The 23,142-nt window shown below is 49.8% G+C and carries 25 protein-coding genes and 1 tRNA gene; 12 read left to right on the top strand and 14 right to left on the bottom strand.

Going from position 1 to position 23,142, the window contains the following annotated elements; all coding sequences use genetic code 11:
- Positions 1-35 precede the first annotated feature (35 nt).
- The 12 genes from C1A11_RS03840 (at position 36) to C1A11_RS03785 (ending at position 12,282) form a co-directional block, all read left to right on the top strand.
- Positions 36-905, top strand: coding sequence for a class I SAM-dependent methyltransferase (locus C1A11_RS03840; protein WP_102049080.1), 870 nt, complete (start codon positions 36-38; stop codon positions 903-905).
- A gap of 214 nt (positions 906-1,119) precedes the next feature.
- Entirely contained in the window at positions 1,120-1,959 is an 840-nt protein-coding gene (locus C1A11_RS03835) for an energy-coupling factor transporter ATPase (RefSeq protein WP_102049079.1), read from the top strand.
- 55 nt (positions 1,960-2,014) lie between these two features.
- The gene (locus C1A11_RS03830) at positions 2,015-2,887 is read left to right on the top strand and encodes an energy-coupling factor transporter ATPase (RefSeq protein WP_102049078.1); all 873 of its coding nucleotides are present in this window, start codon (positions 2,015-2,017) and stop codon (positions 2,885-2,887) included.
- Positions 2,880-3,695 carry an energy-coupling factor transporter transmembrane component T family protein gene (locus C1A11_RS03825; protein WP_102049077.1) on the top strand — a complete coding sequence of 272 codons (816 nt, stop codon included), beginning with the start codon at positions 2,880-2,882 and terminating at the stop codon, positions 3,693-3,695. Before C1A11_RS03830 ends, C1A11_RS03825 begins: the two co-directional genes overlap by 8 nt.
- Entirely contained in the window at positions 3,692-4,465 is a 774-nt protein-coding gene (gene truA, locus C1A11_RS03820) for a tRNA pseudouridine(38-40) synthase TruA (RefSeq protein WP_102049076.1), read from the top strand. The genes C1A11_RS03825 and truA overlap by 4 nt, the downstream gene beginning before the upstream one ends.
- Before the next feature lie 123 nt (positions 4,466-4,588).
- On the top strand, positions 4,589-5,785 hold the full coding sequence (locus C1A11_RS03815; RefSeq protein ID WP_102049075.1) for a DUF5711 family protein: 1,197 nt from the start codon (positions 4,589-4,591) through the stop codon (positions 5,783-5,785).
- 148 nt (positions 5,786-5,933) lie between these two features.
- Positions 5,934-6,626 carry a CvpA family protein gene (locus C1A11_RS03810; protein WP_102049074.1) on the top strand — a complete coding sequence of 231 codons (693 nt, stop codon included), beginning with the start codon at positions 5,934-5,936 and terminating at the stop codon, positions 6,624-6,626.
- Positions 6,627-6,648: 22 nt separating this feature from the next.
- Entirely contained in the window at positions 6,649-8,982 is a 2,334-nt protein-coding gene (locus tag C1A11_RS03805; RefSeq protein WP_102049073.1) for an ATP-dependent Clp protease ATP-binding subunit, read from the top strand.
- A gap of 58 nt (positions 8,983-9,040) precedes the next feature.
- Positions 9,041-9,114: transfer RNA gene (locus C1A11_RS03800), tRNA-Gly, on the top strand.
- Between the two features lie 272 nt (positions 9,115-9,386).
- The gene (locus tag C1A11_RS03795) at positions 9,387-10,262 is read left to right on the top strand and encodes a ParM/StbA family protein (protein ID WP_102049072.1); all 876 of its coding nucleotides are present in this window, start codon (positions 9,387-9,389) and stop codon (positions 10,260-10,262) included.
- Between the two features lie 290 nt (positions 10,263-10,552).
- Complete coding sequence (locus tag C1A11_RS03790) at positions 10,553-11,755, top strand: FtsK/SpoIIIE domain-containing protein (protein WP_180950235.1); 1,203 nt, start codon at positions 10,553-10,555, stop codon at positions 11,753-11,755.
- Positions 11,749-12,282, top strand: coding sequence for a hypothetical protein (locus tag C1A11_RS03785; protein WP_102049070.1), 534 nt, complete (start codon positions 11,749-11,751; stop codon positions 12,280-12,282). The genes C1A11_RS03790 and C1A11_RS03785 overlap by 7 nt, the downstream gene beginning before the upstream one ends.
- Positions 12,283-12,624: 342 nt before the next feature.
- On the opposite strand, the gene C1A11_RS03780 is transcribed toward C1A11_RS03785, so the two are convergent.
- The 14 genes from C1A11_RS03780 to C1A11_RS03720 are packed head-to-tail and all read right to left on the bottom strand — an operon-like array spanning position 12,625 to position 23,141.
- Complete coding sequence (locus C1A11_RS03780) at positions 12,625-13,116, bottom strand: phage holin family protein (RefSeq protein WP_102049069.1); 492 nt, start codon at positions 13,114-13,116, stop codon at positions 12,625-12,627.
- A 1-nt stretch (position 13,117) separates the two neighbouring features.
- Positions 13,118-13,813, bottom strand: a complete 696-nt coding sequence (locus C1A11_RS03775) for a LysM peptidoglycan-binding domain-containing protein (RefSeq protein WP_102049068.1) — start codon at positions 13,811-13,813, stop codon at positions 13,118-13,120.
- Positions 13,814-13,829: 16 nt separating this feature from the next.
- Positions 13,830-15,122: an H-type lectin domain-containing protein gene (locus tag C1A11_RS03770; RefSeq protein WP_102049067.1), complete on the bottom strand. Its 1,293-nt coding sequence runs from the start codon at positions 15,120-15,122 to the stop codon at positions 13,830-13,832.
- Between the two features lie 10 nt (positions 15,123-15,132).
- A complete protein-coding gene (locus C1A11_RS03765; protein WP_102049066.1) occupies positions 15,133-16,869 on the bottom strand; it encodes a phage tail spike protein in 1,737 nt (578 codons plus the stop codon).
- Positions 16,866-17,570: a hypothetical protein gene (locus C1A11_RS03760; RefSeq protein ID WP_102049065.1), complete on the bottom strand. Its 705-nt coding sequence runs from the start codon at positions 17,568-17,570 to the stop codon at positions 16,866-16,868. Before C1A11_RS03760 ends, C1A11_RS03765 begins: the two co-directional genes overlap by 4 nt.
- Positions 17,567-19,603 (bottom strand): phage tail tape measure protein, encoded by a 2,037-nt coding sequence (locus tag C1A11_RS03755; RefSeq protein WP_102049064.1) that lies wholly within the window; start codon positions 19,601-19,603, stop codon positions 17,567-17,569. The genes C1A11_RS03760 and C1A11_RS03755 overlap by 4 nt, the downstream gene beginning before the upstream one ends.
- A complete protein-coding gene (locus C1A11_RS13765) occupies positions 19,603-19,767 on the bottom strand; it encodes a hypothetical protein (protein ID WP_180950234.1) in 165 nt (54 codons plus the stop codon). Before C1A11_RS13765 ends, C1A11_RS03755 begins: the two co-directional genes overlap by 1 nt.
- A gap of 35 nt (positions 19,768-19,802) precedes the next feature.
- On the bottom strand, positions 19,803-20,144 hold the full coding sequence (locus C1A11_RS03750; RefSeq protein ID WP_102049063.1) for a hypothetical protein: 342 nt from the start codon (positions 20,142-20,144) through the stop codon (positions 19,803-19,805).
- Positions 20,144-20,713, bottom strand: coding sequence for a major tail protein (locus C1A11_RS03745; RefSeq protein WP_102049062.1), 570 nt, complete (start codon positions 20,711-20,713; stop codon positions 20,144-20,146). Before C1A11_RS03745 ends, C1A11_RS03750 begins: the two co-directional genes overlap by 1 nt.
- Positions 20,714-20,715: 2 nt before the next feature.
- Complete coding sequence (locus tag C1A11_RS03740) at positions 20,716-20,994, bottom strand: hypothetical protein (protein WP_145995712.1); 279 nt, start codon at positions 20,992-20,994, stop codon at positions 20,716-20,718.
- Positions 20,995-21,017: 23 nt separating this feature from the next.
- The gene (locus C1A11_RS03735; protein ID WP_102049060.1) at positions 21,018-21,398 is read right to left on the bottom strand and encodes an HK97 gp10 family phage protein; all 381 of its coding nucleotides are present in this window, start codon (positions 21,396-21,398) and stop codon (positions 21,018-21,020) included.
- Positions 21,399-21,725: a phage head closure protein gene (locus tag C1A11_RS03730; RefSeq protein ID WP_180950233.1), complete on the bottom strand. Its 327-nt coding sequence runs from the start codon at positions 21,723-21,725 to the stop codon at positions 21,399-21,401. It lies immediately after the preceding gene.
- Positions 21,718-22,005, bottom strand: a complete 288-nt coding sequence (locus tag C1A11_RS03725) for a head-tail connector protein (RefSeq protein WP_102049058.1) — start codon at positions 22,003-22,005, stop codon at positions 21,718-21,720. Before C1A11_RS03725 ends, C1A11_RS03730 begins: the two co-directional genes overlap by 8 nt.
- A gap of 11 nt (positions 22,006-22,016) precedes the next feature.
- Positions 22,017-23,141: a phage major capsid protein gene (locus C1A11_RS03720; RefSeq protein WP_102049057.1), complete on the bottom strand. Its 1,125-nt coding sequence runs from the start codon at positions 23,139-23,141 to the stop codon at positions 22,017-22,019.
- Position 23,142: the final 1 nt, after the last annotated feature.

Below are 23,142 nucleotides of genomic sequence, written 5' to 3'. Positions count from 1 at the left end.
GCCCGGCAGGCCCAATGAAAGGAATGTCCAAAAATATGCGCTTAGCAAGCGAATGGAAAGAATATGAACTGCTGGATGCCACCGATGGCAACCGCTTAGAGCGTTGGGGCAATACGATTCTGGTGCGCCCGGATCCGCAGGTGGTCTGGCATTTTCCGCAAAAAACCCCGATGTGGAGCAAAGCCGACGCAGTATATCACCGCAGCGCGGCAGGCGGCGGACAGTGGGAGAAAAAGCGCCGCATGGCGGATGAATGGCAGCTGCACTATGGCGACCTTACGTTAAAGGTTTCGCCGACCGGCTTTAAACACACCGGCATTTTTCCGGAGCAGGCTGTCAACTGGGACCTCTACCGCTCGCTGATTCAAAAAGCGGGCCGCCCCATTAAAGTGCTTAACCTGTTCGGGTACACCGGCGGTGCCAGCCTTGCCTGCGCCGCAGCGGGGGCTTCGGTCTGCCATGTGGATGCCAGCAAAGGCATGGTTGCCTGGGCGCGCGAAAACGCTGCCCTCTCCGGCCTTGCCGACCACCCAATTCGCTGGATTGTAGATGACTGCGGAAAGTTTGTCGCGCGGGAAGCACGCCGCGGCAACACCTACGATGCAATTATTATGGACCCGCCCAGTTATGGACGCGGACCTTCCGGCGAGATATGGAAGCTGGAGGACAGCATTTACGAGCTGATGAATGCCTGCTGTGGTATTTTGAGTGAAACGCCGCTGTTTGTGGCTGTCAATAGCTACACCACCGGGCTTTCACCTGCGGTAATGGAGTATATGCTTAAAACCGAGCTTTGCGGCCGTTACGGCGGCACCACTTGCAGCGATGAAATCGGCTTGCCGGTAACGGCGACCGGCGGTGCAGTACCGGCAGGCGCCACCAGCCTTTGGATTGAAAACGCCTGAAAAGCGACACAAAGAGCAGGCGCAACAAAGCAATATTGCTTTAAATAAAAATGAATCAATAAGATACAAGATGGGAAAGTTGCAGCTGCACCGCTTGGCGGGCAGTATGCAAAGGCGGCACAGAGCTTTGCACTGTGTCGCCGCTGCCGCACCGCGCCAGCGTGAAAAAAACAGGACAGGCCCGCGGCAGTTACCCCAGAAAGGAACGGTTACAATGATAGAGAACCGAATGCTCGAAGCGGACCATATTTTGTTTCGGTATGCGCAAAACGCAAAACCGGTGCTGGATGATGTGTCTGTAGAGATACGAAAAGGCGAATTTATCGCTGTACTGGGTGCCAACGGCTGTGGAAAAAGCACCCTGGCAAAGCATTTTAATGCGATTTTGCTGCCCGAAAAGGGCACAGTATGGGTAGAAGAAATCAATACTCAGGATGAAGAGCGCATCTATGACATTCGCCAAAAAGTGGGTATGGTATTCCAAAACCCGGATAACCAGATTGTCGCAACTATCGTAGAAGAGGATGTGGCGTTTGCACTGGAAAACCTGGGTGTGCCTCAGCCAGAGATGCGTGCGCGCGTAGACGAGGCCATGCAGATGGCAGGCATCTTTAAACACAAAGACAAAGCGCCGCACAAGCTTTCGGGCGGACAGAAGCAGCGCGTAGCCATTGCCGGCGTTATCGCCATGCGGCCGGATTGCCTGATTATGGATGAATCCACTGCCATGCTGGACCCGATTGGCCGCGATAAAGTAATGCGTACAGTACAAAAGCTGAATCATGAGTTTGGCATCACGGTGGTGATGATTACCCATTACATGGAAGAAGCTGTGCTGGCAGACCGCGTGATTGTGATGAACGACGGACATGTGGTGCTGGAGGGCACTCCGCCGGAGGTATTCCGTGACTCGGATAAAATTCGCGCTTATAAGCTGGATGTGCCCCAGGCCAAAGAGCTTTGCGATGAGCTGCGGGCAGCCGGTGTGGATTTGCCGGAAACGATTATTGGTGCAGAAGAGTGTGCAGCGGCGCTGGCTGCATTGCTGAAATAGGACAAGGCCTACGGCGAGCCGAGGGGACGCCGATCTGCCAAAAAGGGGACAACAAATGTCAGTCATAAAAACAGAAAACTTAAAGTACGTGTACGGCGCAGGGCTGCCCGGTGCAACCACCGCTGTTAACGGCATTAATATAGAAATTGAAAAGGGCGAGTTCGTTGGCGTTATCGGGCCGACGGGCTGTGGAAAATCTACCCTAATCACTCATTTTAATGGGCTGCTGCGCCCCACCGAAGGTAAACTGTATATCGACGGTGTAGATATTTGGGCAGAGCCTTCTAAAATTCGCCAGTTCCGTTTTAAGGTTGGTCTGGTGTTCCAGTACCCGGAATACCAGCTGTTTGAAGAAACCATCTATAAAGATATCTCTTTCGGCCCCAAAAATATGGGCTTGCCGGAAGATGAAATTCACGCTCGCGTCATGCGCGCTGCCAAATTTGTCGGCCTTTCACAAGAGATGATGGAGCGCTCTCCGTTTGAGCTTTCTGGCGGACAAAAACGCCGCGTTGCCATTGCCGGTGTGCTGGCAATGGAGCCCGAAGTGCTTGTGCTCGATGAGCCTGCTGCCGGGCTTGACCCCGAAGGCCGCGAGATGATTTTGAGCCAGGTGAAGCGCTACCATAAAGAAACCGGCACCACCGTGGTACTGGTTTCTCACTCGATGGAAGATATTGCAAAGTTTGCAGACCGCGTGCTGGTATTGCAGGCAGGCGAAGTTGCGATGTTTGACCGAACCGAGAATATTTTTGCGCGTGCAGACGAGCTGGTAGAGCTGGGCCTTTCGGTACCGGAAGTGACCAAAATCTTCTTAAAGATGAAAGAACTTGGCGCAGAGGTGCCCACCGACGTTTACACCGTAAAATATGCGCGCGACCGCATTCTCGAAGCGCTTGCAAAGAAAGGGGGCGCGCCGCATGCTTAAAGATATTACCATCGGCCAGCATTTTCCCGGCGAATCGGTCATCCATAAAATGGATCCTCGCGCCAAGCTGATTCTTACGATTGCTTATATTGTTATGCTGTTTGTCGGCTCCAACTTTTTAGGCCTTACCATTTCGGTGCTGTTCCTCGTGCTTGCTTACGGCATATCACAAATTCCACTGCGGCTCATCGGTAAAAGCTTAAAACCGATTTTGCCCATCGTTATTTTTACCGCACTGCTGAACCTGTTTTTTGTTCCGGGCACACCGGTATTTCAGTGGTGGATTATCACCATCACCAAAGAGGGTCTGCGCAATATCGCAATCATGACGGTGCGTATCATCTGCCTGATTGCAGGCACCAGCCTGCTGACCTATACCACCAGCCCCATTGTGCTGACCGATGCCATGGAACGACTGATGAAGCCGCTCGCAAAGCTGCATCTGCCGGTACATGAGCTGGCGATGATGATGACCATTGCGCTGCGTTTCATCCCGACCCTCATCGAAGAAACGGATAAAATCATGTCCGCTCAAAAAGCACGCGGTGCAGAGCTGGATACCGGCAGCCTCAAAGATCGTGTAAAAGCGCTCGTGCCGGTGCTGATTCCGCTGTTTATCTCGGCATTTCGCCGCGCGGATGAACTGGCCATGGCCATGGAATGCCGCTGCTACCATGGCGGCGAAGGCCGTACCCGCTTAAAAGAGCTGAAACTTGGCGGCATGGATGTGGTGCTGACCCTTTCCTGCACGGCTATTTTTGTGCTCATCGGCTTTTCTGGCCGCATTATGACGATGTTGCCGTTATGAGACGACATATTTTATTGACAATTGCTTTTCGCGGCAGTGCCTACCATGGCTTTCAGGTACAAAGCAATGCCAAAACCGTAGCACAGACGTTGCAGGATGCACTGGAAAAATTGCTGGGCGTAAGAGAAGAAATCAAAGGCTGCTCCCGCACAGATTCCGGCGTTCATGCCGTGGCCTATTCGGTTAGCTTTTTTACCGATGCTAATATCCCTTGCATCAAACTGCCACTTGCGCTCAATGCACATTTACCGGCAGATATCCGCGTTTGCTCTGCGCGAGAGGTACCCGAGGAGTTTCATGCACGGTACAGCGCGAAGTCAAAAACGTACCTGTATCGTATTTTAAATAGTCCCATTGAATCACCATTTGAAGCGGGACTCAGTTGGCGCATTAATGCCCCGCTTGATGCAGATGCCATGCAAAAAGCGGCAGCGGCATTGGTGGGGCAGCACGATTTTGCCTCGTTTATGTCTGCTGGCAGTACCATCGAGCAACAGGGCGGCTCTACGGTGCGCACTGTAACCGAATGTGCCGTAACCAGGCATGGGGACGAAATCCGTATTTTGATTACCGCCGATGGTTACCTTTATAATATGGTAAGAATTATTGCGGGCACCCTGGCAGAGGTGGGTGCAGGCCGACTTTCTGCAACTGCCTTACCCGGCATTGTGGCAGCCTGCGACCGCAGCACTGCTGGCCCCACAGCCCCTGCGAAGGGGCTTTTCCTCTACCGCGTAGAGTACGACGCAAAAGCACTGGGCGACGAATAAATCTTTGCGGCTTTCGCGGCAGGTTTTATTTGCCCGGTGCGCTGCACTGCCAGCCACTTTCGCTTCCAGCAAAGTGAACGGCAGGGAATTTTGCAACGCACACCATACCGAAAGGGCTCCTTTATGGAACAGAAAAAACAAGATACTGCCACCGCAAACCGCCGCGGCAGTGATATGAGTAAAATTGAACAGATTCGCCGCCGCCGCCACGAAAAGCGCCTGCGCACCGCAGCATTGCTGGTGTTGGTGCTTGCCGCGGTGCTGGCTTATCTGGGCGGATTGTTTGCGCCTTCTATCAACTTTTTGTCGGAGTTATTAGATACGGCCCAAAGTGCAATGTTCCCCGGTGAGGGCTGGCCGATGCGCAATGATACTCAGAATCTGGTTCGCGCAGAAGGCTTGGTGGGCGGCGCAGCACTGCTGGACCAAAGCGACCTCGTGCTGTATTCGCCCAGTGCCAAAGAACTGCGCCGGGTGCCGCACGGCTATGCCGACCCGGCATTTACCATGGGCAATGCCCGCGTTTGTATTTATAACCGCGGAGGCAAGGAGCTCAAAGTCGAGTCTCGCAGCCGCAACCTGCTCGATAAGACTTACGATTATCCGATTATAACGGTGGGGATGTCCGACGGCGGTGCAATGGCCGTTGCGACAAAATCAGAACGGTATCTCTCAGAAATTACGGTATATGATGCCAGCTTCAATGAGAGTTACTATTGCTACCTCGCCGAAGAATATCCCGTCAGCATTCATTTTGCAAGCGACGGCAAACGGTTTGCCGCAGCCTGCATGCAGGTCAGCAACGGCGATTTTGGAACAAAACTGCGTTTTTATGACATACGCGAAGAGAACCAGGTTGCAGAAGTTTCGCTGCCGGGCGCAGTGGTGCTGGATGCACGCTACCTCGATACGAAAACAATCCTGGTGGTATCAGACCGGTTTGTGGCAACATATGATTGTACCACCGGCGCAGAGCGGGCCAGATATGACTACGGCGGGCAAACTCTGCTGGCTATGGATATTGCCCGCAAAAACATTGCGCTGGTATTTGGCGATGAAAAACGAGTCGCTATTAACCGCTGCACTGTGATAGACAGTGAGATGCAACCGGTTTGTAATATTGCACTTGGGTATTCCGTCAAAGACGTTATGCTGAAAAACGAAGCTGTTTATGTATTAAACGAATCTACCGTGCGCGAATACGACTTATTGGGAGTACCGCAAAAACAGTACGACTTAGAAACCAAAGGCAGTGTTTTGATAGATGCTAAGCACCCGCTTGTGGTGACTGCTAAAGAAATTTTACAATTAATAGAATAACAGGCCATATTTGTGTGTTAAAATCAATCTAACGGCAAATTTCTATGTTTTTTTGTTGCGCGTTACATCAGATATGGTCTACACTCAAGAAAGCTATTTTTATTGGTACCTTCAGCTTTGGCCGAAAGGTGCATAAAGGAGTGTTAACATGTCGTTCAATGCCGCACTTATATTAGACATCGCACTTGCCGTTGTGCTGGTTGGCACGGTAATTACCGCAGCACGGCGCGGGCTGGTAACTACGCTGCTTCGCCTTGGGGGCATGGCAGTGTCTATGTTTGCTGCTTATTATGTTTCGGGGCACCTCTCGCCAGAAGTGTTTGAGCGCTTTTTCAAAGGCAGTCTCATTCGCCAAACTTCAGAAATGATTGCCTCAGGCGGGCAGATGACCATTCAGAACATTGTGGATAAGCTCGTACCCATTCTTCCACAAGAGCTGGTAGCGCAGCTTTTGGGCGGGGCAGATAAGTTGGCCCAGATGCTGGATACCACCACCCCGGATATTGCAGCGCAGATTGTGGATAATGTGATTGCACCTTTATTTTTGCCGATCATCAGCGTAATGGTGTTTTTTGTCACCTTCGCTGTTTGCTCTTTTGTTGTACGTTTTGTGGCGGCGGCCTTTATCAATTTAAACCGCGTGCCGCTGGTCGGAGATGTGAATCGTTTGTTTGGCACTGTTGCGGGTTTGGTGCTGGGCATTATTTATGTAATGTTGCTGCTTTGTGGGGCTTGGGCCGTTGTGGTTATCACCGGCGACAATCTTTCCTGGTTTAGCAGTGCAACGCTGGAGAATAGTTTCTTTTACCGGCTGTTTGCAAGTTATAACCCGTTTGTATAAACCCATAAAGGAGAAGTGACTCATGTTATGTGTGAGATGTAAAAAACGCCCCGCAGTTGTATTCGTACAGCGTATGGACGGCGGCGAGCAAAAGTCGGAGGGCTACTGCCTCACCTGTGCCAAAGAGCTGGGCATCAAACCAGTCGATGACCTGATGAAGCAGTTTGGCATCTCGGGCGATGACCTCGAAAATATGGAAAACCAGATGATGAACTTTATGCAAAACGGGATGGAAGGGATGGAAACCGACGGCGAGCCGGTGGAGTCTGAGGACGATACCGATGCAGAGGGCGATTTTACCCCGGGCGGCAACGCTACCTTCCCGTTTAATATTTTTGGCAACCTTGGTAAAATGGGTGCGCAAGATGCAGAGTTCACCCCGCTGGAAGAAAAAAGTGAAACCACAGCAAAAAAAGACCCGAAAGCCAAAGAAAAGGGCAAAAAACGCAAGTTTTTGGATACCTATTGCGAAAACCTGACCAGCAAAGCGTCGGCGGGTAAACTGGATAACATTATTGGCCGCGATAAAGAGATTTACCGTACCATCCAGATTCTTTCTCGCCGCCAGAAAAACAACCCCTGCCTCATTGGTGAAGCGGGCGTTGGTAAAACGGCGATTGCAGAAGGCATTGCATTGCGTATTGTGGCAGGCGATGTGCCCAGCCGCCTTGCAGATAAAGAAATTTACCTGCTTGACCTGACCGCACTTGTGGCAGGCACCCAGTTTCGCGGACAGTTTGAAAGCCGTGTAAAAGGCTTGGTATCAGAGGTAAAAGCTGCCGGAAACGTCATCTTGTTCATCGACGAGATTCATAACATCACAGGTGCAGGCGATTCAGAAGGCGCAATGAATGCTGCTAACATCTTAAAGCCTGCCCTTTCCCGCGGTGAAATCCAGGTCATCGGCGCAACCACTTTTGCCGAATATCGCAAATACATTGAAAAAGATCAGGCACTGGAGCGCCGTTTCCAGCCTGTTAAAGTAGAAGAACCTTCCATTTCGGATACGATTGCGGTGCTGATGGGCATCAAGCAGTATTACGAAAAGCATCACTACGTAAAAATCAGCCCGGACATTGTAGACCAAGCAGTCACAATGTCGGAGCGTTATATCACTGACCGCTTCTTGCCGGATAAAGCAATCGACCTGTTGGATGAATCTGCGGCTTGCTGCAGCCTGCGCCACCCGGAGATTACCGAGTATGTCAACCTCGGCAAAAAAATCACCGAGCTGAAAGCCGAGCAGGAAGAGCTTGAAGCGAAAGAAGAGAAAGAAAACGCAGACTACGAGCGTATGGCAACTTTAAAAAGCGAGCTGCTGCGGATGGAAAACGAATACGAGCAGAAAAAAGCTGCCGTAGACGAAATTGCCGTGCAGCCTGAGGATGTGGCCAAAGTAGTAGAGCTTTGGACGGGGATTCCGGCCATCAAAATTCAGCAGACTGATTTCCAGAAAATCAACTCGCTGGAAGATAATCTGAAGAAGAAAATCATCGGCCAGAACGAAGCGGTAGAGCTTGTTGCGAAAGCGATTAAGCGCAGCCGTGCAGGCATCGCGGGCCGCCGCCGTCCTGCCAGCTTTATCTTTGTCGGCCCCACCGGTGTTGGTAAAACAGAGCTCGTTAAGCGCCTTGCCAGCGAGCTGTTTGATACCGTTGACCCGCTGATTCGCCTTGATATGAGTGAGTTTATGGAGAAGCATGCGGTTTCTCGGCTCATCGGTTCGCCCCCGGGTTATGTGGGCTACGATGAGGCAGGCCAGCTGACCGAGAAGGTGCGCCGCCGCCCATACAGTGTAGTGCTGTTTGACGAGATTGAAAAAGCACATCCTGACGTAATGAACATCTTGCTCCAGATTCTCGATGAGGGTCGGATTAACGATGCACAGGGCCGTACCGTCAACTTTGAAAATACGGTTATCTGCATGACCAGCAATGCTGGCAGCAGCGATAAAGTAGGCGAGACCGGCTTTGCTAAAACTGTGTCGGAGATGAACAAAAGCCGCACAATGAAAGCACTTTCCGACTTCCTTCGCCCGGAGTTTATGAGCCGTGTGGATGAAATTATCTGCTTTGAGCCGCTTGGCGAAGAGCAGCTGCGCCGCATTGCCGCATTGATGCTTGATGAATATAAAGAGCCACTTGCAGCAAAAGGCAAAACTCTCAGCTATACCGAAGACGGTCTTGCTGCCCTTTGCAAAGCGGCCAGCGGCGGCAAGTTTGGCGCGCGCGATCTGCGCCGGGTAATTCGCAAACAGGTGGAGGACGAAATTGCCGCCCAAATTGTAAGCGGCAGCACGGCATGTGAATTTGTTGTAGACGCAAAAGAAGAAAAAGTAGTCGTTACTGTGTCTTGACAATCGCCCTGAAGATAAGGTATAATAATTGTTGTTCCGCAAAGCGGGGCAACAATGTGCAGATATAGTTTAGTGGTAAAACTCCAGCCTTCCAAGCTGGTTATGCGGGTTCGATTCCCGCTATCTGCTCCAAATAGAAACCGCACAGAATGGCCAAAAACGGCTTGACTGTGCGGTTTTTTGTTAATTTAAATTAATTTATTTAAACTCAATATCACCATATAAAATCGTCAAATTTTCGTCAGAAATACTGCTCTCTTGGCCTAAAATCAGCCAAGGGAGTTTTTATTTAAATACGCAAAATATTTTATTCAAATTGGCGCATGTTGGTGTAACCTTACGCATATATTTTACCATGGCACCAGCATACGACAAAATTGATATACAGAAAGGTGTGTAAACTTATGATAGTTGGTGTGGATATCGGATATAGCACGACTAAGACCAGCGAAGGGATATCATTCCTTAGCAAGATAAGTTCAGATGACCAGATAAGCGGGAACGATACTATCACGGTGGATGGCAAGGTGTACGCTATCGGGGTAGGCAGTGGAACGCTAGAAGTAGACAAAATAAATTCAGAGCTCACACGTGTGTGCCTTTTTACGGCTCTTGCGATGTCAAGCAAGGAAAACACATTCAGCGTTGTTACAGGGCTGCCAATTGGTCAATTTCAGGCGCTGAAGGATAGTTTTAAATCTTCCATCGAAACAGCGCCGCGCGCTACCGTCATTTATCATAGCAGCAGACGAGAAATCAATATTAGTCGTGTTAAGGTTTATGCCCAAGGAGCCGGCGCGCTACTTTCTCAGCACATTCCTGGAAACGCAATTATTATTGACATTGGCTCTCGCACCACGGACATTGCATTGTTTGAAGTGGAAAACGGAAAAAGAACCCTGTCACGGTCCACAACGCTTTTTTCTGGCGTCATGTCGCTTTATGGCGATGTAGCCCAGGCGGCCAACCGGCAGTATAAATTAAGCTTGCTTCCATCTTACGGCGAGTCGATTATGCGCGACGACCTTATAGTGGACGGAATAATCCGCAGTAAAGAGTTTGTACATGGTATTTGCCGTGACCACCTCGAACAATTGTTCTATGAACTTGATCTGAATTACCCATCCCGCACAACTCCGATTTATCTATGCGGAGGCGGAGCTTACACGCTTGGCCGATACATAAAGGCGAGATATCCGGCCACAAAAATAATGGAGCAGTCGCAGTTTGCGAATGCAATAGGGTTTGCAAAGGTAGGTGAGAAAATTTGGACCGCATGAATCTATCGTTTAAGAAAGAGGAACATGAACTGTATCTCAAAATACAGAATGCTTCTAGTTCTCCGGGTGTATTTGTAAAAGACGTTTTGGCGGCGTACTTTAAAAGCAAAGAACGTCAACCGAAGCGCAACTTTGAAAAGCCTGGCGAGATAGACGATGAACTTCTTTAAAAACAAAACGCCCCTGCACATCCACACTTCAAAGCGATGCACAGGAGCGCCAAACCAACCGCACAAGGCGATTCGTGCTTTAATCATACCACTTGTGCGTGTCGAAAGGTGGTATTAATTATGCAATCCAAAACAACCAAAGAGGCAACCCTCTTAGATACCTCTATTCTGGCCACGGTAAGCGGTGCGGTAGTCGGCTGCATCTGTCCTGCCTGCGCTGGCATCGGCTATCTCATGGCAAGCTGCGGGGCGCTAGGCATCGGTTACTACTTTACTACCTGGTCGCCGTTTGACCGGCTGTTTAAAAATCTTAATTTGGGCAAAGGGTCAGCTTACCCCATCATGGTGAGCAAGGAACACACGGAAGTGAGTACGGTTTACAGCTTCTCGTTGCCGGCCGGGCTGTCGATTGATGACTTTGAGCGCAACCGATTGGCCATTCAGCAGCATGTGGGCCGTGACATTGATATCCGTTATACTTATAAGCAAATCCAAATCGAAGTGTTTGAGCAAAACCAAAAAAGCGTTTACGAATACGAAACAATCCATTGCAAAGGTGATGTTGAGTTCCCGGTGGGCTATGATTGCCGGGGCAAGGCTGTAACCTGCGATTTATCGTCCGGTGAGCCGCATATGCTAATCGCGGGCGAAACCGGAAGCGGCAAAAGCACCGTGCTGCGCTCCATCATTACAAATCTAATTCTCGACAAAGACGTAAAACTACACCTTATAGATTTAAAGCGCGGTGCAGAGTTCCAGATTTTCGCGAAGTGCAGGAATGTAGTTGACTTTGCCCGGACTAAGGGCGAAGCGGAGCGCGTGTTATCTGCCATCAGCCGGGAGGTTGACCGCCGCTATGACTTGTTTTTTAGCCATGATTGCGTGGATATTAAAGAGTACAACCGAAAATATAAAGGCTTAGGCTATGAAGTTCTCATAGTTGACGAATTTGCCGACCTGTGCTTAGAAAAGGCCACGATACAAAGTCTAGAAGAGATTTCCGCTAAGGCGAGGGCTTGCGGTATTCACATTATCATCAGCACCCAAAGGCCAGATGCGAAGATACTGAACGGCCGCATAAAAGCCAACGTCACCACAGTCTTGGGCTTGAAAACGATGAACGAAACAAACAGCCGCATTATACTCGATAAGGGCGGCCTAGAGCTGCTCAAAGGCAAGGGCCAGGGCATCTTTAAGAAAAATTCCGAGGTGCTGGTGCAATGCCCTTATTTGGATACAGAGCGCGCCCGGCAGCTACTGCGGCCCACGTATGTAGAAAAGGTGACGGCAAAGCCCAGCAGAGGGGTTGACCTGCTATGCTGACCACAAGGGATTTTGAGGTTGTCGAGTTCGTGAGAGAGTTTAAGATAGCGGATACTGCCACGATACGAAAGCTTTTCTTTTCGTCTGACGATGTATGCTGGCGTAGGTTAAAGGCAATATCTGACGCTGGCAAGTTAAGCCGAGCAAGGGATAGCGTGTCGAGCCAATATATCTACTTTGCAAAATGCCCGAAGCAGGTGCGGCACGCGCTGCTTGTAAGCCGATTCTATGCGGCTTTAGCAGGGGCGGCAAATGTGCCGAGATTCGCAATTGAGCCGGACTGCGGGCATATACGGCCGGACGCAGCGTTTGTATACGATGCCGGAAGCGGGCCTTGTGTCGGCTTGCTAGAGGTTGAGATATCCAATAAGGGATTTGACGCGGGGAAATATCAAAGATTTATTGAGAGCGGCGATTATAAAGAGTACATGACCGCCAGGCCAAAAGTATTTGTTGTTTCAAGCAAGCCCGTTCCGGACGGCTTTATTCACATTGACACCAGCCTAAAAAAAATAAGAGTGGAGTAAAATCCACTCTTTTTTTATTGCAATTGGGTGTCGGTTAGGCGTCGGCTGGGTGTCGGTACAGACTGGACGTCCACACCTCTAAAAATGGCTTTCTATCATTCTTTTTAAGACGCACTAAGCATCCTATTCCGCTTCTTATTTTTCTTTTTTATTTTTATTGTACAAGCCTGCCGCGCGCCGCGCCGACGCTGCCCTATGACCCGCGCCGCCATGCGCCGAGCCGCGTTTATTTGATATTTAACTTATTAATTATAGTATTGGCAATTTTAGGCCATATATTCAAAATTAATCCAATAAATAAGAAAAAGCCCCGACCAATCAAGGCCGGGGCTTTTTATATCGTTATTCTTTTTTATTCGGTTTCTTGAGGATGTTGTCCCATACATTTTCAGTGCCAAGTTTGCCCGCAGAGAGAAGACTGATTAAAAAGTCTGGAATCGTCGCGCCCATCTTGTTTGCATTCTCGCAGATGCTACCGAGTTCCGTAAAAATATACCAGCAGATTACTACGGGAAATACCATCATGCTATAAGTAAAGGGAAGTGTAAATCCGGGAATGTTGTTGACGATTTGGCCTAATACCCCATCTACGATTGCGGCGATGATAACGACAAGAATCATACCAGCTTTGTGCCAGATACCATCTCGCGCGGTGCTGGACTTCCACTCTCCGTTTTTCTTCGCTGCGGCAGAACCCGAAATCCAGTCCAATGCCATGCAACAAACCCAGCCTACGACAAGCCAACCAATCCAACCGAAAGCAGCAGTAAATGCTGTTGCTACACCCGCAATGCCGCCCTTGATTACGGCAAATATATTGCGTTTCTCTTCCATGTTACACCTCCAGCGTAAGCTTATCCCCAGGATGCAGGGGAGAGTTGACAGTCTTTCCGTTTGCAGCTGCAAGCTTGTACAATTTTGTGCCAGAGCCGAGCTGCTGCTCTGCAATGCGCCACCAGCTATCACCAGCGCGCACGGTGTATGCGTTTTGAGCCTGCACGGGTGCTTCGCACTCGGTGCGTCTGTGCCACTCCATGCCGCCTGCATCCATCACAGTAACGTCATTGCCGAGCATCATTGCTTTGTTAATGTCCATCTGGATAGCGGTGCAGTATACGCCGTATTTGTTAGCGACCTGCCGTGCAGACACCTTGCCGCGGCTGACTTCCATGTGCAGATGATTGCCGAACTTGTGCGGCCTGCCGCTACCCATGCCACCCTCATCATAGATGTACTGGCCCTGCACGACGTGAGTGCCCTCTGGCACGTTAAATGCTTCATCATGGATAAAGGTCACGGTACAGTAGTCAGTAGAGCCATCAGCGAAGCGCACCGGCGCATCGGATACTAAGTACAACTCGCCATTCGCACCTTTGCGTGTGCGAACCACAGTGCCGCTAAACGGCGCGTATACTTTATCTTTGCCGGTATCTCTGCCGCCGAGGTCAATTGCCTTGCTGCCGCGGTGTGAGCCGATACCGGGGCGCTGGGTTACGCGGAGAAACTCCATAGGGAACATACAATTTTCCATTTTTTATCAATCCTTTCTATTGTGTTAATCCAATTGCTTGCCAGTAGATGCCGTAAGAAAATCCGGTTGATGGTGCAAATACAGACACCTTGCACCCGGTGGTGGATATATTTGAAACCATTACGTTTTCGTTAGAGTATTGAGTAGATGGCGTAACGATTACGGCAGGAATGTTTTTATATGGCGTTGGGAAAGTTACTTGTACATCAGTCCACCCACCAGTGCCTTGTGTGGAAACATTACCGGATTGAACTTTGAACTGATTTTCAGAAACGGTTGTCCAACCAGACCAAGCGCCTGCGTCATTGCTGTATTTATTAACCCACACTCTTCCTGGAGATGGGTAGGCTTCTGTTAGTTTCACGACAATCTGTTGATGCAGTGTACTGTTTTCGGAGCGTATAACAATAACTTCGCGGTATGCGTAAAACGCACCGGTTGAAACCGGAGAGTTTATAAGCGTAGCAGCATTTTCTGTGGCCACTGATGCTGGAACCATATTCCCGGCAGCCATATTGCCGCTCGTATCAATATCTAATACATTTGAAACTTTTTTAGTCAATGCGTTTTGCGGCATTTGATTTGCTTGTCCAAACGCCGCATCGGCCTGCGATTTGGTGTAGTAGTTGGTCATGTCAGTCTGCTGATGGGTGTTTTTCCAGTCTGTGGTATCGGTGTCCCACACCCAGATTGTGTCAATTGCTCCACCTACAATTGCCCAGTCACCATTTTGTCCGGTCGGATGTGCAGCGCGAAGCGCAGCCGCGGTAGCATACCAACCTTTGCTTTGCTGGCTGCTTTGCTGTGCTAAGGCTGCACTTGCTGCGGCTGCGGTAGCGCTGTTTGCGGCTGCATCACGGTATCCCAATGCCTGGGCGACCTGTGCAGTCAGCACGTTGTAATAGTCACTTGCTGCAATAGTGCTATCTGCGAGTGGGTCGGCTTCAATCTCAAGCGGGATATTCCACGTGCCAATGCGGTATCCGGTCGCAGTATAGATTTGCAAGCACAGCATACCGTTGCCGGGCTTTGTCAGCATAGCTTCGGCAAGTTCAACAGTGACTTCGTTGCCGCTGATGGAAAACGCGCTGTGTTTGGTCGTGCCATTAATCTCTGTGATGGTGTCATACCACCCGGAGCCACTCGGAGCGATATAGCGCACTGTCAGCGCGGCACCAGATGGAATAGAAAAGGCAGCGCTACCGTCCACTAGCACCGCCTTGAAAAACCTGCTGTACCTGTCGTTTTGTTTCGCTTTCAGCGGTGTCATAATTGACTGCTGCTGTAAATCAAGTTTGATTGCTTGCATTTAATACCTCCTACCATGGTGTAAGTTTGCCGCACAATGCCCATTGACTGGATCCATCTGCGGCATTTACGCGTACCCAATTCGTGTAAAGGGTGTTTTGTCCATCGCCCGGCCGTATCTTTGTACACATTATCTCATCCGTTGTGATTTGTTCGCCTAAGATTTTAGTTCCAGGTGTCACAACGCCAGCCACGACTTTATTTACGTTGATTATCCCTTTGCCGTTGTTGTCATCCGTTGCGGTTGTAGAAATACCTAAAAATTCTTTATCCCCACGCATCATGCGGAATACACCAGCCCAAAGCCATGCAGTCAATGTGCCACTAACAGATTTAAAGTTGCCGGACAGTTGCACGTTATTTGCAATCAAATTTAAAACGGTCAGCGTGGCGCAGTCCAGTGTGCCCGCCGTAATAAAGTCGGCCACAATAGCGCCGTCCTGCGTGATGGCTAAACCATAAGGCCCAGCATATCCAGTTTTGGAATATCCAAGGCCGCCGGAGTTCCAACGCCATACTTTTTGAGCGGTTTCGATATTCGGGGTGTCCATAATAAGAATTTCGAAAGGCTGTCCGTTAGCATCTTTTTGCATCACGACATAGCCGCCATTCGCCCCGGTAATCCACCCAGTCGCGCGGTCAACGGCAGCCTGTAAAAAGCTAGAGCTAGTCTTTTCTGCTATCGTTTGGTTGGTACTAGCGATTGTTCCGGCCAATGTGGATTTTGCGTCGCCAATCTCGATGTGGTCATATCGGTCAAGCAGCACATTGTAAACCGTGGCAATTACCTTTGCTTTTGCGGATACGCCGAGCTTTTCGAATATAACTGTTACGGTATCGCAGAGGCGCACGCGTTCGAGTGGCGCGATGTCCTTATAGTCCTCTGTCTGCCAAAGGGCAACAAAAGAAACATCAAGACTGACCGTTGGAATACCAATCCCACTTTTTGAAATGTAGGCTTGCGCTTTTGCGCGTAGCTCTTCGACTGTCGGCTTTTCCTCAAACTCTCCGGAAAGGTCAAGCGGTATCGTGCGCGGGTAAGGAAAGTTTGCAGCGCTTTCAGCAGAAAGCACCTTCTCCGGCAGCGTGACGGTAATGCCATCGGTACCCGCCCAATAAGGGCAAATGCCTGTAATTGTGCTTGAGATATTTTCTTCTTGCGTTAAATCTGTAATGTTTTTGCCATAGCGGAGCGTTACACCATTGTCAGCCCCACGCGCTGCATGAAGCTTAACAGTATATCCGTCCCACTCATATTCACCGCCGTAGGTATCGAGGATAGACCCCTCTACACCGCCAAGCCGAGAGCGAATGCTTGCAGGGGTAAACTGCGAATAATTGCCAGCCGTGGTCACGTCCGTCCAAAACTCAAACGGACACGCTTCTGCTGCGTAGGTTTTAAATCCCGACAGCGCCAGACCCGCAGAACTAGCCGAGAAAGGCATGCAGGGGATATGTGACAGCTGATAGCTGATGTGCTGCGCGTAGACCGTTACAATGCCGTTTATGGGCTTTGTAATTTTGTAGATGCGGAATGGCTGCTTATCGCGTCCGTCACCCGGCACCGCGAGAATAATGATTGAAAGCGCAATCTCTGAATAATGCAGTCCGGTAATTGGGTATTGCATTTCCAGCTCAAACATACCGTTGCGTTCTTCGGTTACGGCACAAGAAACGGCATCAGCCAAAGAGCCAATGCCGTTTGTGTTAAAAATAGTTGTGTTTGCTGCAAAAAGTAAAGGTGTCATACGGTCCACCACCTCGGTTTGATTTCAATTTTGGTAATTCCACCAGAAAAGCTGATACCAGTGCCACCGGGTGAAAGGACAGGGAAGTTTGGCGCGTAAACATTTCCGTTGCAATTCGTAGAGCCTTTAAAGGCATCTTGTAGCTCACAGTCAAGGTCTACATATTCGCTGATTGCATTAATCTGTACGATGGTGTTTCCGATCGTCAGCGTGCCGGCAGCAGTGCCATAGACGCGAATAAGCGGAAGTGCGGTGAACTCGGTGGAATTGTAAATAGAGCCCGCCGCCGTAAACATTAAAACCTCTTCGCCAGACTTCAAAAACCGTTGCGGCTTGCAGTCGAATTGTAGCTTAAATTCTCCGGCACGGTTCAGAAACTTCATATCAAAGTCTAGCGGCCCGGTAAACCGGCCTAATCGGAAGTATTCGCTGTGGTAAGTATCTTCCAGCCTGTGATAGCCGGACGCGGCAAGTAGCCACACTCTGGCGGCTGCTGCGTTGTCCTTGAATTTGCTGACAATAAAAGCCGGATATTCCACCGCAATGTTTTTGAAGCGGTTGTGGCTGACCTCCAAATCTCCGTTTTTGCCGGGGATTGAAATGGTTTCAGCGTCACGCTCCGGGGAATTGAAAGTGCCAGAGCCAGAGATGTAAATACCGAAGTCGCGGCTGTGTTTGCCGTTATAGATTAATTCGTTCAAGCGAAAGCCGCTCCTTTCTGCTGCACGTTAGCATTGATTTTGTCGGCAACGATTTCTGCAAGCTGCGAAACATCTTGACCCGGCGCACCGTAGACGTTGATGACGTTGCCGCCGTAGCTTACATTTTTCTGCTGGCTAGTTAGCGGCTGCACCATCGTTTTGTTGCCGAGTACGGTTAATAGCTCCGGCCCTGCTTCGCCAACCACGGCAGAGCCACTTAATACAGTGCCGCCCTTTGCAAGGTAGGGAATACTAGGGATATTCGGCAAGTTGGGGTGCCACGAACCGCCGCCGAGCCATTTCGGCATAGTAAAGCCGATACGGTTAAACCCGCCAATAAGGCTGTTGATAGCACCCACGGCACCGTTTAAAAGCCCGATAATGCCATTTAGTGGTGCTTTTGCGATTGACACTAGACCGTTAAATACTCCCGCAAATACCTCTTCCACACCATTCCAGACCCGCGACCAGTCACCAGTGAACACACCTCGGATAATATCTATAATGCCGTTCAAGACGCTTTGCACAGCGTTCCACACGGATTTAAACCCAGCGAGAAAGCCGTTCATCACATTGCCCAGAATAGGCCCGAAAACAGTTGTCCAATCGCGTGCAAAGATATTCTGCATGAAAGCGTCTACTTTTTGCAAAATGGATTGAATTTCATCGCCCTTGACCGCGATAGTGGCAACCGCCGCCACCACTGCGGCAACTGCCCATGTGATTGGAGCGGTAAGCGCAGCGATAACTTTTGCAAGTCCCATGGCTGCCGCGCTGCCTGTTGTGGCCGCTCCTGTAAATATAGCAATAGCGCCCTTAATTGCAGTTAGCGCAACCGTTGTGCCTTTGATTATCGTGATTAACTTAGCGCCAATGGAAAGCATCGGAGAGATTGCAGCGACCGCTAGTAGAATAGTGCCTATGAGCTTGAGCTGCCCCTGGTCTAAATCGCGCACCCATTGCAAGACGGCCTTGAGCGTCCCGGCAAGGTCTTTCAAGAACGGTGTGAGCATGGTAGCCACTTCCGCGCCCACTTCTGCAAACGTGCCAGTGGTCTGGGCTTTTAACTCGTCCACGGCATCATTCATCTTATTTAGGCTGTCAAGCGTGTCCTGCGAGAGAATTACGCCTGCATCTTCTGCTTCTTTTCCGTATTGCTTTAATGCCGCGCCGCCATCATCAATGACACCCGCCAATTCATCAGCGGACTTGCCAAAAAGTTGCATGGCGAGAGTATCGCGCTCGGTTTCGTTGCTGATTTTGGACAACCCATCAATAGCCTCGTAAAACACCGTTGTGCTATCTCGAAGTTCGCCGGTCACGTTATCACGCACAGAAACTCCAATAGCGTCCCACGCAGCGACCGTGTCTTTGCTAGAAGAAACCATGTTCTTCTTCATTTTTTTGGACGCGCCTGTGATAGTTTCCATCGAAACGTCAATGCGGTCGGCAGCGTATTGCATTTTTTGTAGGTCTGCTGTGGTGAATCCGCTTTGATTGGCAAGTGTGTTCAAATCATCTGAAAGCGTGATCGCCTTATAGGCAGCGCCACCCATTGCAGCGATTACACCGCCGGCCGCAGCAGACATTACCTTTGTTTTATTGGCTGCGTTTTCCATGCTACTTGCGATTTTATCTGCGGACAGCGGGATTTTTTTCACAGCTTCATCGCTGCTGTTAGCTTGCGATTCTAACTTTTTAAGGCTAGCTTCTCCGGCGGCGATTTCGCGGTCTAGCTTGCGGTACATCTCTTGATTCACTTCTGTACCGTTTGCCATGTTTTCGTCAGCTTTTGCTTTAGCCGCTTTTAGTGCATCAACCTTTGCGCTTGTGTCTGCAATGGATTTCGCGAGAAGCTCTTGCTTTTGTCGCAGTAGGTCGGTGTTGGTGGGGTCTAGTTTAAGCAGCCGCTCAACTTCCTTAAGTTCTTTCTGCGTGCCGCCAATTTCTTTGTTTACGCTTGACAGTGACTTATTTAAGCCTTTTACATCGCCGCCAATTTCAACTGTAATGCCCTTTATCTGGTCTGCCATCAGTTACCACCTCCTGTAAAAAACGCTCTTAAACCGCCGGGCTTGCCTTTGATTGCATAGGTTTCGTGGTCGTTGCCTTGTTCAATCAGCATATCGTAGACCATTCCACAGCTCATGCCGCTTAGCGCTTCATCAGACAATCCCAGTTCGGCGCACCGAAGCATAAAAATAGCCCCGGTTTCCTCTCGGTCGCGCGGAGCTATTTTTTTTTAGGCTTCGCGGTAGTGACATTGTTGAGCTGCCAGAGGGAAATAATCGGCTCCATCAGCTGGTAGATCGCGAACATAGGCAGTCCTGCAAGCCAGTCCTCTTCTTCACTTGGAATTTCCGGGTTAAACTGCTTCGCCATGATATAGCCAACGTGCTCAAAAACCGTGGTGTCCAGTTCTCCGCTCTCTGTGTCCGCTTCATCAATGGTCTTTTGTAGCAGCTTCATGTCTTGGATTAAATCTCTGCGGAATTTAAAGCGATAAAGACGCGGGGTGAGAGCGTTAGCCCTCAACCCCACATCAATACCGCCAACGTTGACGGTTTTGTCCATTAGACAGTTGCCCCTTCCTCAAATACTTTGGTGTACCATGCAGTGAGCGTTGCGGTGGGGGTATCAGCCCCAGTCATTGCCATTACTTTACCGTCAGAGAGGGGCACAGATGTAACGGTGACAGTCTGCGTGGACGGCTCTTTGCTGTCTGTCTGGGTTGCAAATGAGCGTTTCGGACGAGTGCAAGAGCAGTTATACAATACGTACTTCGTGCCGGTAGAATCGCCCTCCTCTTCAAACAGCAAGGCAACCGGCTTCGGTTCTACTTTGGAGTTCTCGGTCAGCACCTTGGAAGTCGTACCCTCGGCAATTCCGAAAACGTCCTTCAAGAAGCTTGCTGGAAAGTCTGCCACTTCTAAATCGCCGGAATAGCCGTTGTTCGCCACAGACTGGTAGTAAACCACACCATCTGCATAAAACGGCGTAGTGTCGCCCTGCGGGTCAAGACTGAATGACACAGTGCCAGGGATTGCAACCGGAGTTGCCCATGTCGGGGTAGCTCCATTGGTGAGCACTGCGTAATGTAATTTTTTGATGTTGAATTTTACTTTATCTGCTGTATTAGGCATTATTACACCTCAATTTCATAAATGATTTGGTACAGGCTTATGCTTTCAATATAAACCTCTGTTTTTTGCCAAAAGAAAGAGGACAAAGCCTGTTCAACTTTGCCCTCTGCGATTTGGTCTTTGTCTTTTGTGTATAATTCGATTTGCACATGGTCTGCTCCGCTGTATGCCACACCATCGGCCGAGAAGTTACGGCGGTATGGTGTTTGGTAGCAGATGAAAGGCGCAGTCTGTGCGGTCTTAAAGGCCCTATAAGCGACCGGGTAGCCGGTTGATTTCAAGAGTGTGTTTAATTCTTTTAGCGTCAACCTTTTACCACCACCTTAACTTGTTTCATCAGCTTTTCTGCGGCATTGTGTTCTGCCGGGCGAATGTGCGGTTTTGCAGGAGTTGGACGGCCTGTGCCATCAGGGCCGGCGTGACCGTATTCGAGTAAGTGCGTGAGCTGGTAGTCCGTTTTGTTTCGCACCGTAACGCGGATATCATCGGACGCTTCGTAGTTGATTTTTGTGCCCCAGCCTTTTTTGTAGCTGCCAGTTAAAACCGGGCTGTTTTGCACGATTTCGTCTTTGCATTCTTTTGCCACCTGCTTGACGGACTTTTTTAGGCCGTCTGTGACATCTTGTGAATACTCCGAAAGTTCTTTTGCAATTGCATCAGCAAGGCCATTAATGGTTGTTTTCATTTAAAACCTCCGCTGCGCTATAAACTTCACGGTTTCGTGGCGTTGCATGAAATCATCGATATGTTTCACATCGTATTCGTTTCCGTCGTACACAATCCGAGCGGTTTGTGGAACAATGCCTTTAAGCAAAGCACAGTATCGCGTTTCAAATGTGAAGTTGTTTTCGGCGTTCACTTGAGCAGCTGCATAGTATTCTCTGCCGCCAGTCCCATTGACTTTTGCGGAGCAATGTATCAGGTCCGCAAAGACGAGATTTTCGTTCCCGATATCGTCTTGCGCTGCGGTTGCGGTTTGAATGGTGATTCTTTTGGTAAACTCATTAAGCAATATAATCACCACTTTCAAGCCGAAGTTGAAGCGCAAAGTTTTGCACCAGCCGACGAGTATTCCCGCTTACCTTTTCAGACAACTCGCGGTTATCATACAAATCGCCTACAACAATCAGGGCGAGCATCTTTGCCCGCCCTGATGTAGCGTCATAGGTTGGATTGATAGCCGCTTTCAGATATTCGTCTGCGGTATTAATAAGCGATGTGATTAAATTATCGTCATCGCTGAAATCTACTCGCAAATAGCTTTTCGCTTCTTCGAGCGTAACTATCATCATTTTCCACCGCCTTATGCAGCAGCGTTCTTGATGCCGACAAACTTCTGAGCGTTCTCGATCTTGCTGTCAACTTCTACCCATCCGACAACGCCAACAGCGTGCTGGGCAGCATACAGCTCATTGAGTACCTGCACCTCAACATTTTTTGCAAGTTTGCAGGCCATACCAGAGAAATCACCATACAGTACGGAAACAGAGCTTGCAGCAACAGCGGGCATATTCTCGGAAACGTATACCGGCTTACCAAGCAGCATCCATCCGAACCCGTCCGCGAAGTTTTTAGTGAGGATATAATCGCCCTCTGTGTCTTTCAGCTTGCGAACAGCTTTGAACACATCTTTGTTCATAATCCAGCAAGCGTCTTTCTGGTACACTTCCGGAACCATCAGCTGGGTATCGATGAGCACGTCAGCGGTGTGGCCTGCGACAGTCTTAGTGGTCAGCGTGTTGACGTTGGTAGTAGTGGTTGCACCGGTCATCTTGCCACTTGTGCCCGCTCCAACCAGCAGCTCTTTTTCGATAAAGTCGGCGATGGCTTTCGCAACTTTGTTGACAATGAACTCCAGCACGTCAACGTCGGTGTTGTTGATGAGCGATTTGGAGATTTTCGCAAGCGCGCCAATAGTCAGCGCAGACAAATCCACACTGGCGAATTTGCCCTGATGCGCGGTCAGATCGGTAAACTCGGTAGCGTATGCTGCCTGCACATCGTCAGAGCTGTCTGCGCCGTAGCAGGGGATAGAAAGCACACCTTTTGCGTTGTAGATGGTGGCCTTTGCATAGATCGGAGACAGCTCTTTTACCGCTTCGATGATTTTGTTTGCAATGCTGTCAGGCACAATTGCGCCGTTGCTGCCAAGGCTAAGGGTTTTCTCGGTCTGCTGGCTGCGGCAGAAAGCCACAAATGATTTTTCTTCATCGGTCAGTTTGCCGCCCTTGGAAACGGGTTCATCGGGCACTTCTGCCTGCTCTGCTTCAAACAAAGCCTTTTCGACCTCATACTCTTTCTGGAGGTCGCTGATTTCGGCCAGCTTTGCGGTTGCATCATCAAACTTTTTTTCTTCCTTGAGGCCCTTTGCTTCGCCGCGAAGCTTTTCGATGGTAGCGAGAATTTCTCTCATGCGTTTATTTTTCATG

It is taken from the genome of Pygmaiobacter massiliensis (genome assembly GCF_900199435.1).
GTDB lineage: Bacteria > Bacillota > Clostridia > Oscillospirales > Ruminococcaceae > Pygmaiobacter > Pygmaiobacter massiliensis.
The sequence above is the reverse complement of the archived record's forward strand: the minus strand, read 5'-3'. Positions and strand labels throughout refer to the sequence as shown.

What these genes read in the sequence shown, in the direction of transcription:
- C1A11_RS03835 (WP_102049079.1), top strand. Translation starts at nt 1,120, where the DNA reads ATGATAGAGAACCGAATGCTCGAAGCGGACCATATTTTGTTTCGGTAT.
- C1A11_RS03785 (WP_102049070.1), top strand. Translation starts at nt 11,749, where the DNA reads ATGCTGACCACAAGGGATTTTGAGGTTGTCGAGTTCGTGAGAGAGTTT.
- C1A11_RS03815 (WP_102049075.1), top strand. Translation starts at nt 4,589, where the DNA reads ATGGAACAGAAAAAACAAGATACTGCCACCGCAAACCGCCGCGGCAGT.
- C1A11_RS03805 (WP_102049073.1), top strand. Translation starts at nt 6,649, where the DNA reads ATGTTATGTGTGAGATGTAAAAAACGCCCCGCAGTTGTATTCGTACAG.
- C1A11_RS03745 (WP_102049062.1), bottom strand. Translation starts at nt 20,713, where the DNA reads ATGCCTAATACAGCAGATAAAGTAAAATTCAACATCAAAAAATTACAT.
- C1A11_RS03750 (WP_102049063.1), bottom strand. Translation starts at nt 20,144, where the DNA reads ATGGACAAAACCGTCAACGTTGGCGGTATTGATGTGGGGTTGAGGGCT.
- C1A11_RS03725 (WP_102049058.1), bottom strand. Translation starts at nt 22,005, where the DNA reads ATGATGATAGTTACGCTCGAAGAAGCGAAAAGCTATTTGCGAGTAGAT.
- C1A11_RS03790 (WP_180950235.1), top strand. Translation starts at nt 10,553, where the DNA reads ATGCAATCCAAAACAACCAAAGAGGCAACCCTCTTAGATACCTCTATT.
- C1A11_RS03780 (WP_102049069.1), bottom strand. Translation starts at nt 13,116, where the DNA reads ATGGAAGAGAAACGCAATATATTTGCCGTAATCAAGGGCGGCATTGCG.
- C1A11_RS13765 (WP_180950234.1), bottom strand. Translation starts at nt 19,767, where the DNA reads ATGCTTCGGTGCGCCGAACTGGGATTGTCTGATGAAGCGCTAAGCGGC.
- C1A11_RS03840 (WP_102049080.1), top strand. Translation starts at nt 36, where the DNA reads ATGCGCTTAGCAAGCGAATGGAAAGAATATGAACTGCTGGATGCCACC.
- C1A11_RS03830 (WP_102049078.1), top strand. Translation starts at nt 2,015, where the DNA reads ATGTCAGTCATAAAAACAGAAAACTTAAAGTACGTGTACGGCGCAGGG.
- C1A11_RS03795 (WP_102049072.1), top strand. Translation starts at nt 9,387, where the DNA reads ATGATAGTTGGTGTGGATATCGGATATAGCACGACTAAGACCAGCGAA.
- C1A11_RS03720 (WP_102049057.1), bottom strand. Translation starts at nt 23,141, where the DNA reads ATGAAAAATAAACGCATGAGAGAAATTCTCGCTACCATCGAAAAGCTT.
- C1A11_RS03825 (WP_102049077.1), top strand. Translation starts at nt 2,880, where the DNA reads ATGCTTAAAGATATTACCATCGGCCAGCATTTTCCCGGCGAATCGGTC.
- C1A11_RS03775 (WP_102049068.1), bottom strand. Translation starts at nt 13,813, where the DNA reads ATGGAAAATTGTATGTTCCCTATGGAGTTTCTCCGCGTAACCCAGCGC.
- truA (WP_102049076.1), top strand. Translation starts at nt 3,692, where the DNA reads ATGAGACGACATATTTTATTGACAATTGCTTTTCGCGGCAGTGCCTAC.
- C1A11_RS03735 (WP_102049060.1), bottom strand. Translation starts at nt 21,398, where the DNA reads ATGAAAACAACCATTAATGGCCTTGCTGATGCAATTGCAAAAGAACTT.
- C1A11_RS03770 (WP_102049067.1), bottom strand. Translation starts at nt 15,122, where the DNA reads ATGCAAGCAATCAAACTTGATTTACAGCAGCAGTCAATTATGACACCG.
- C1A11_RS03755 (WP_102049064.1), bottom strand. Translation starts at nt 19,603, where the DNA reads ATGGCAGACCAGATAAAGGGCATTACAGTTGAAATTGGCGGCGATGTA.
- C1A11_RS03765 (WP_102049066.1), bottom strand. Translation starts at nt 16,869, where the DNA reads ATGACACCTTTACTTTTTGCAGCAAACACAACTATTTTTAACACAAAC.
- C1A11_RS03810 (WP_102049074.1), top strand. Translation starts at nt 5,934, where the DNA reads ATGTCGTTCAATGCCGCACTTATATTAGACATCGCACTTGCCGTTGTG.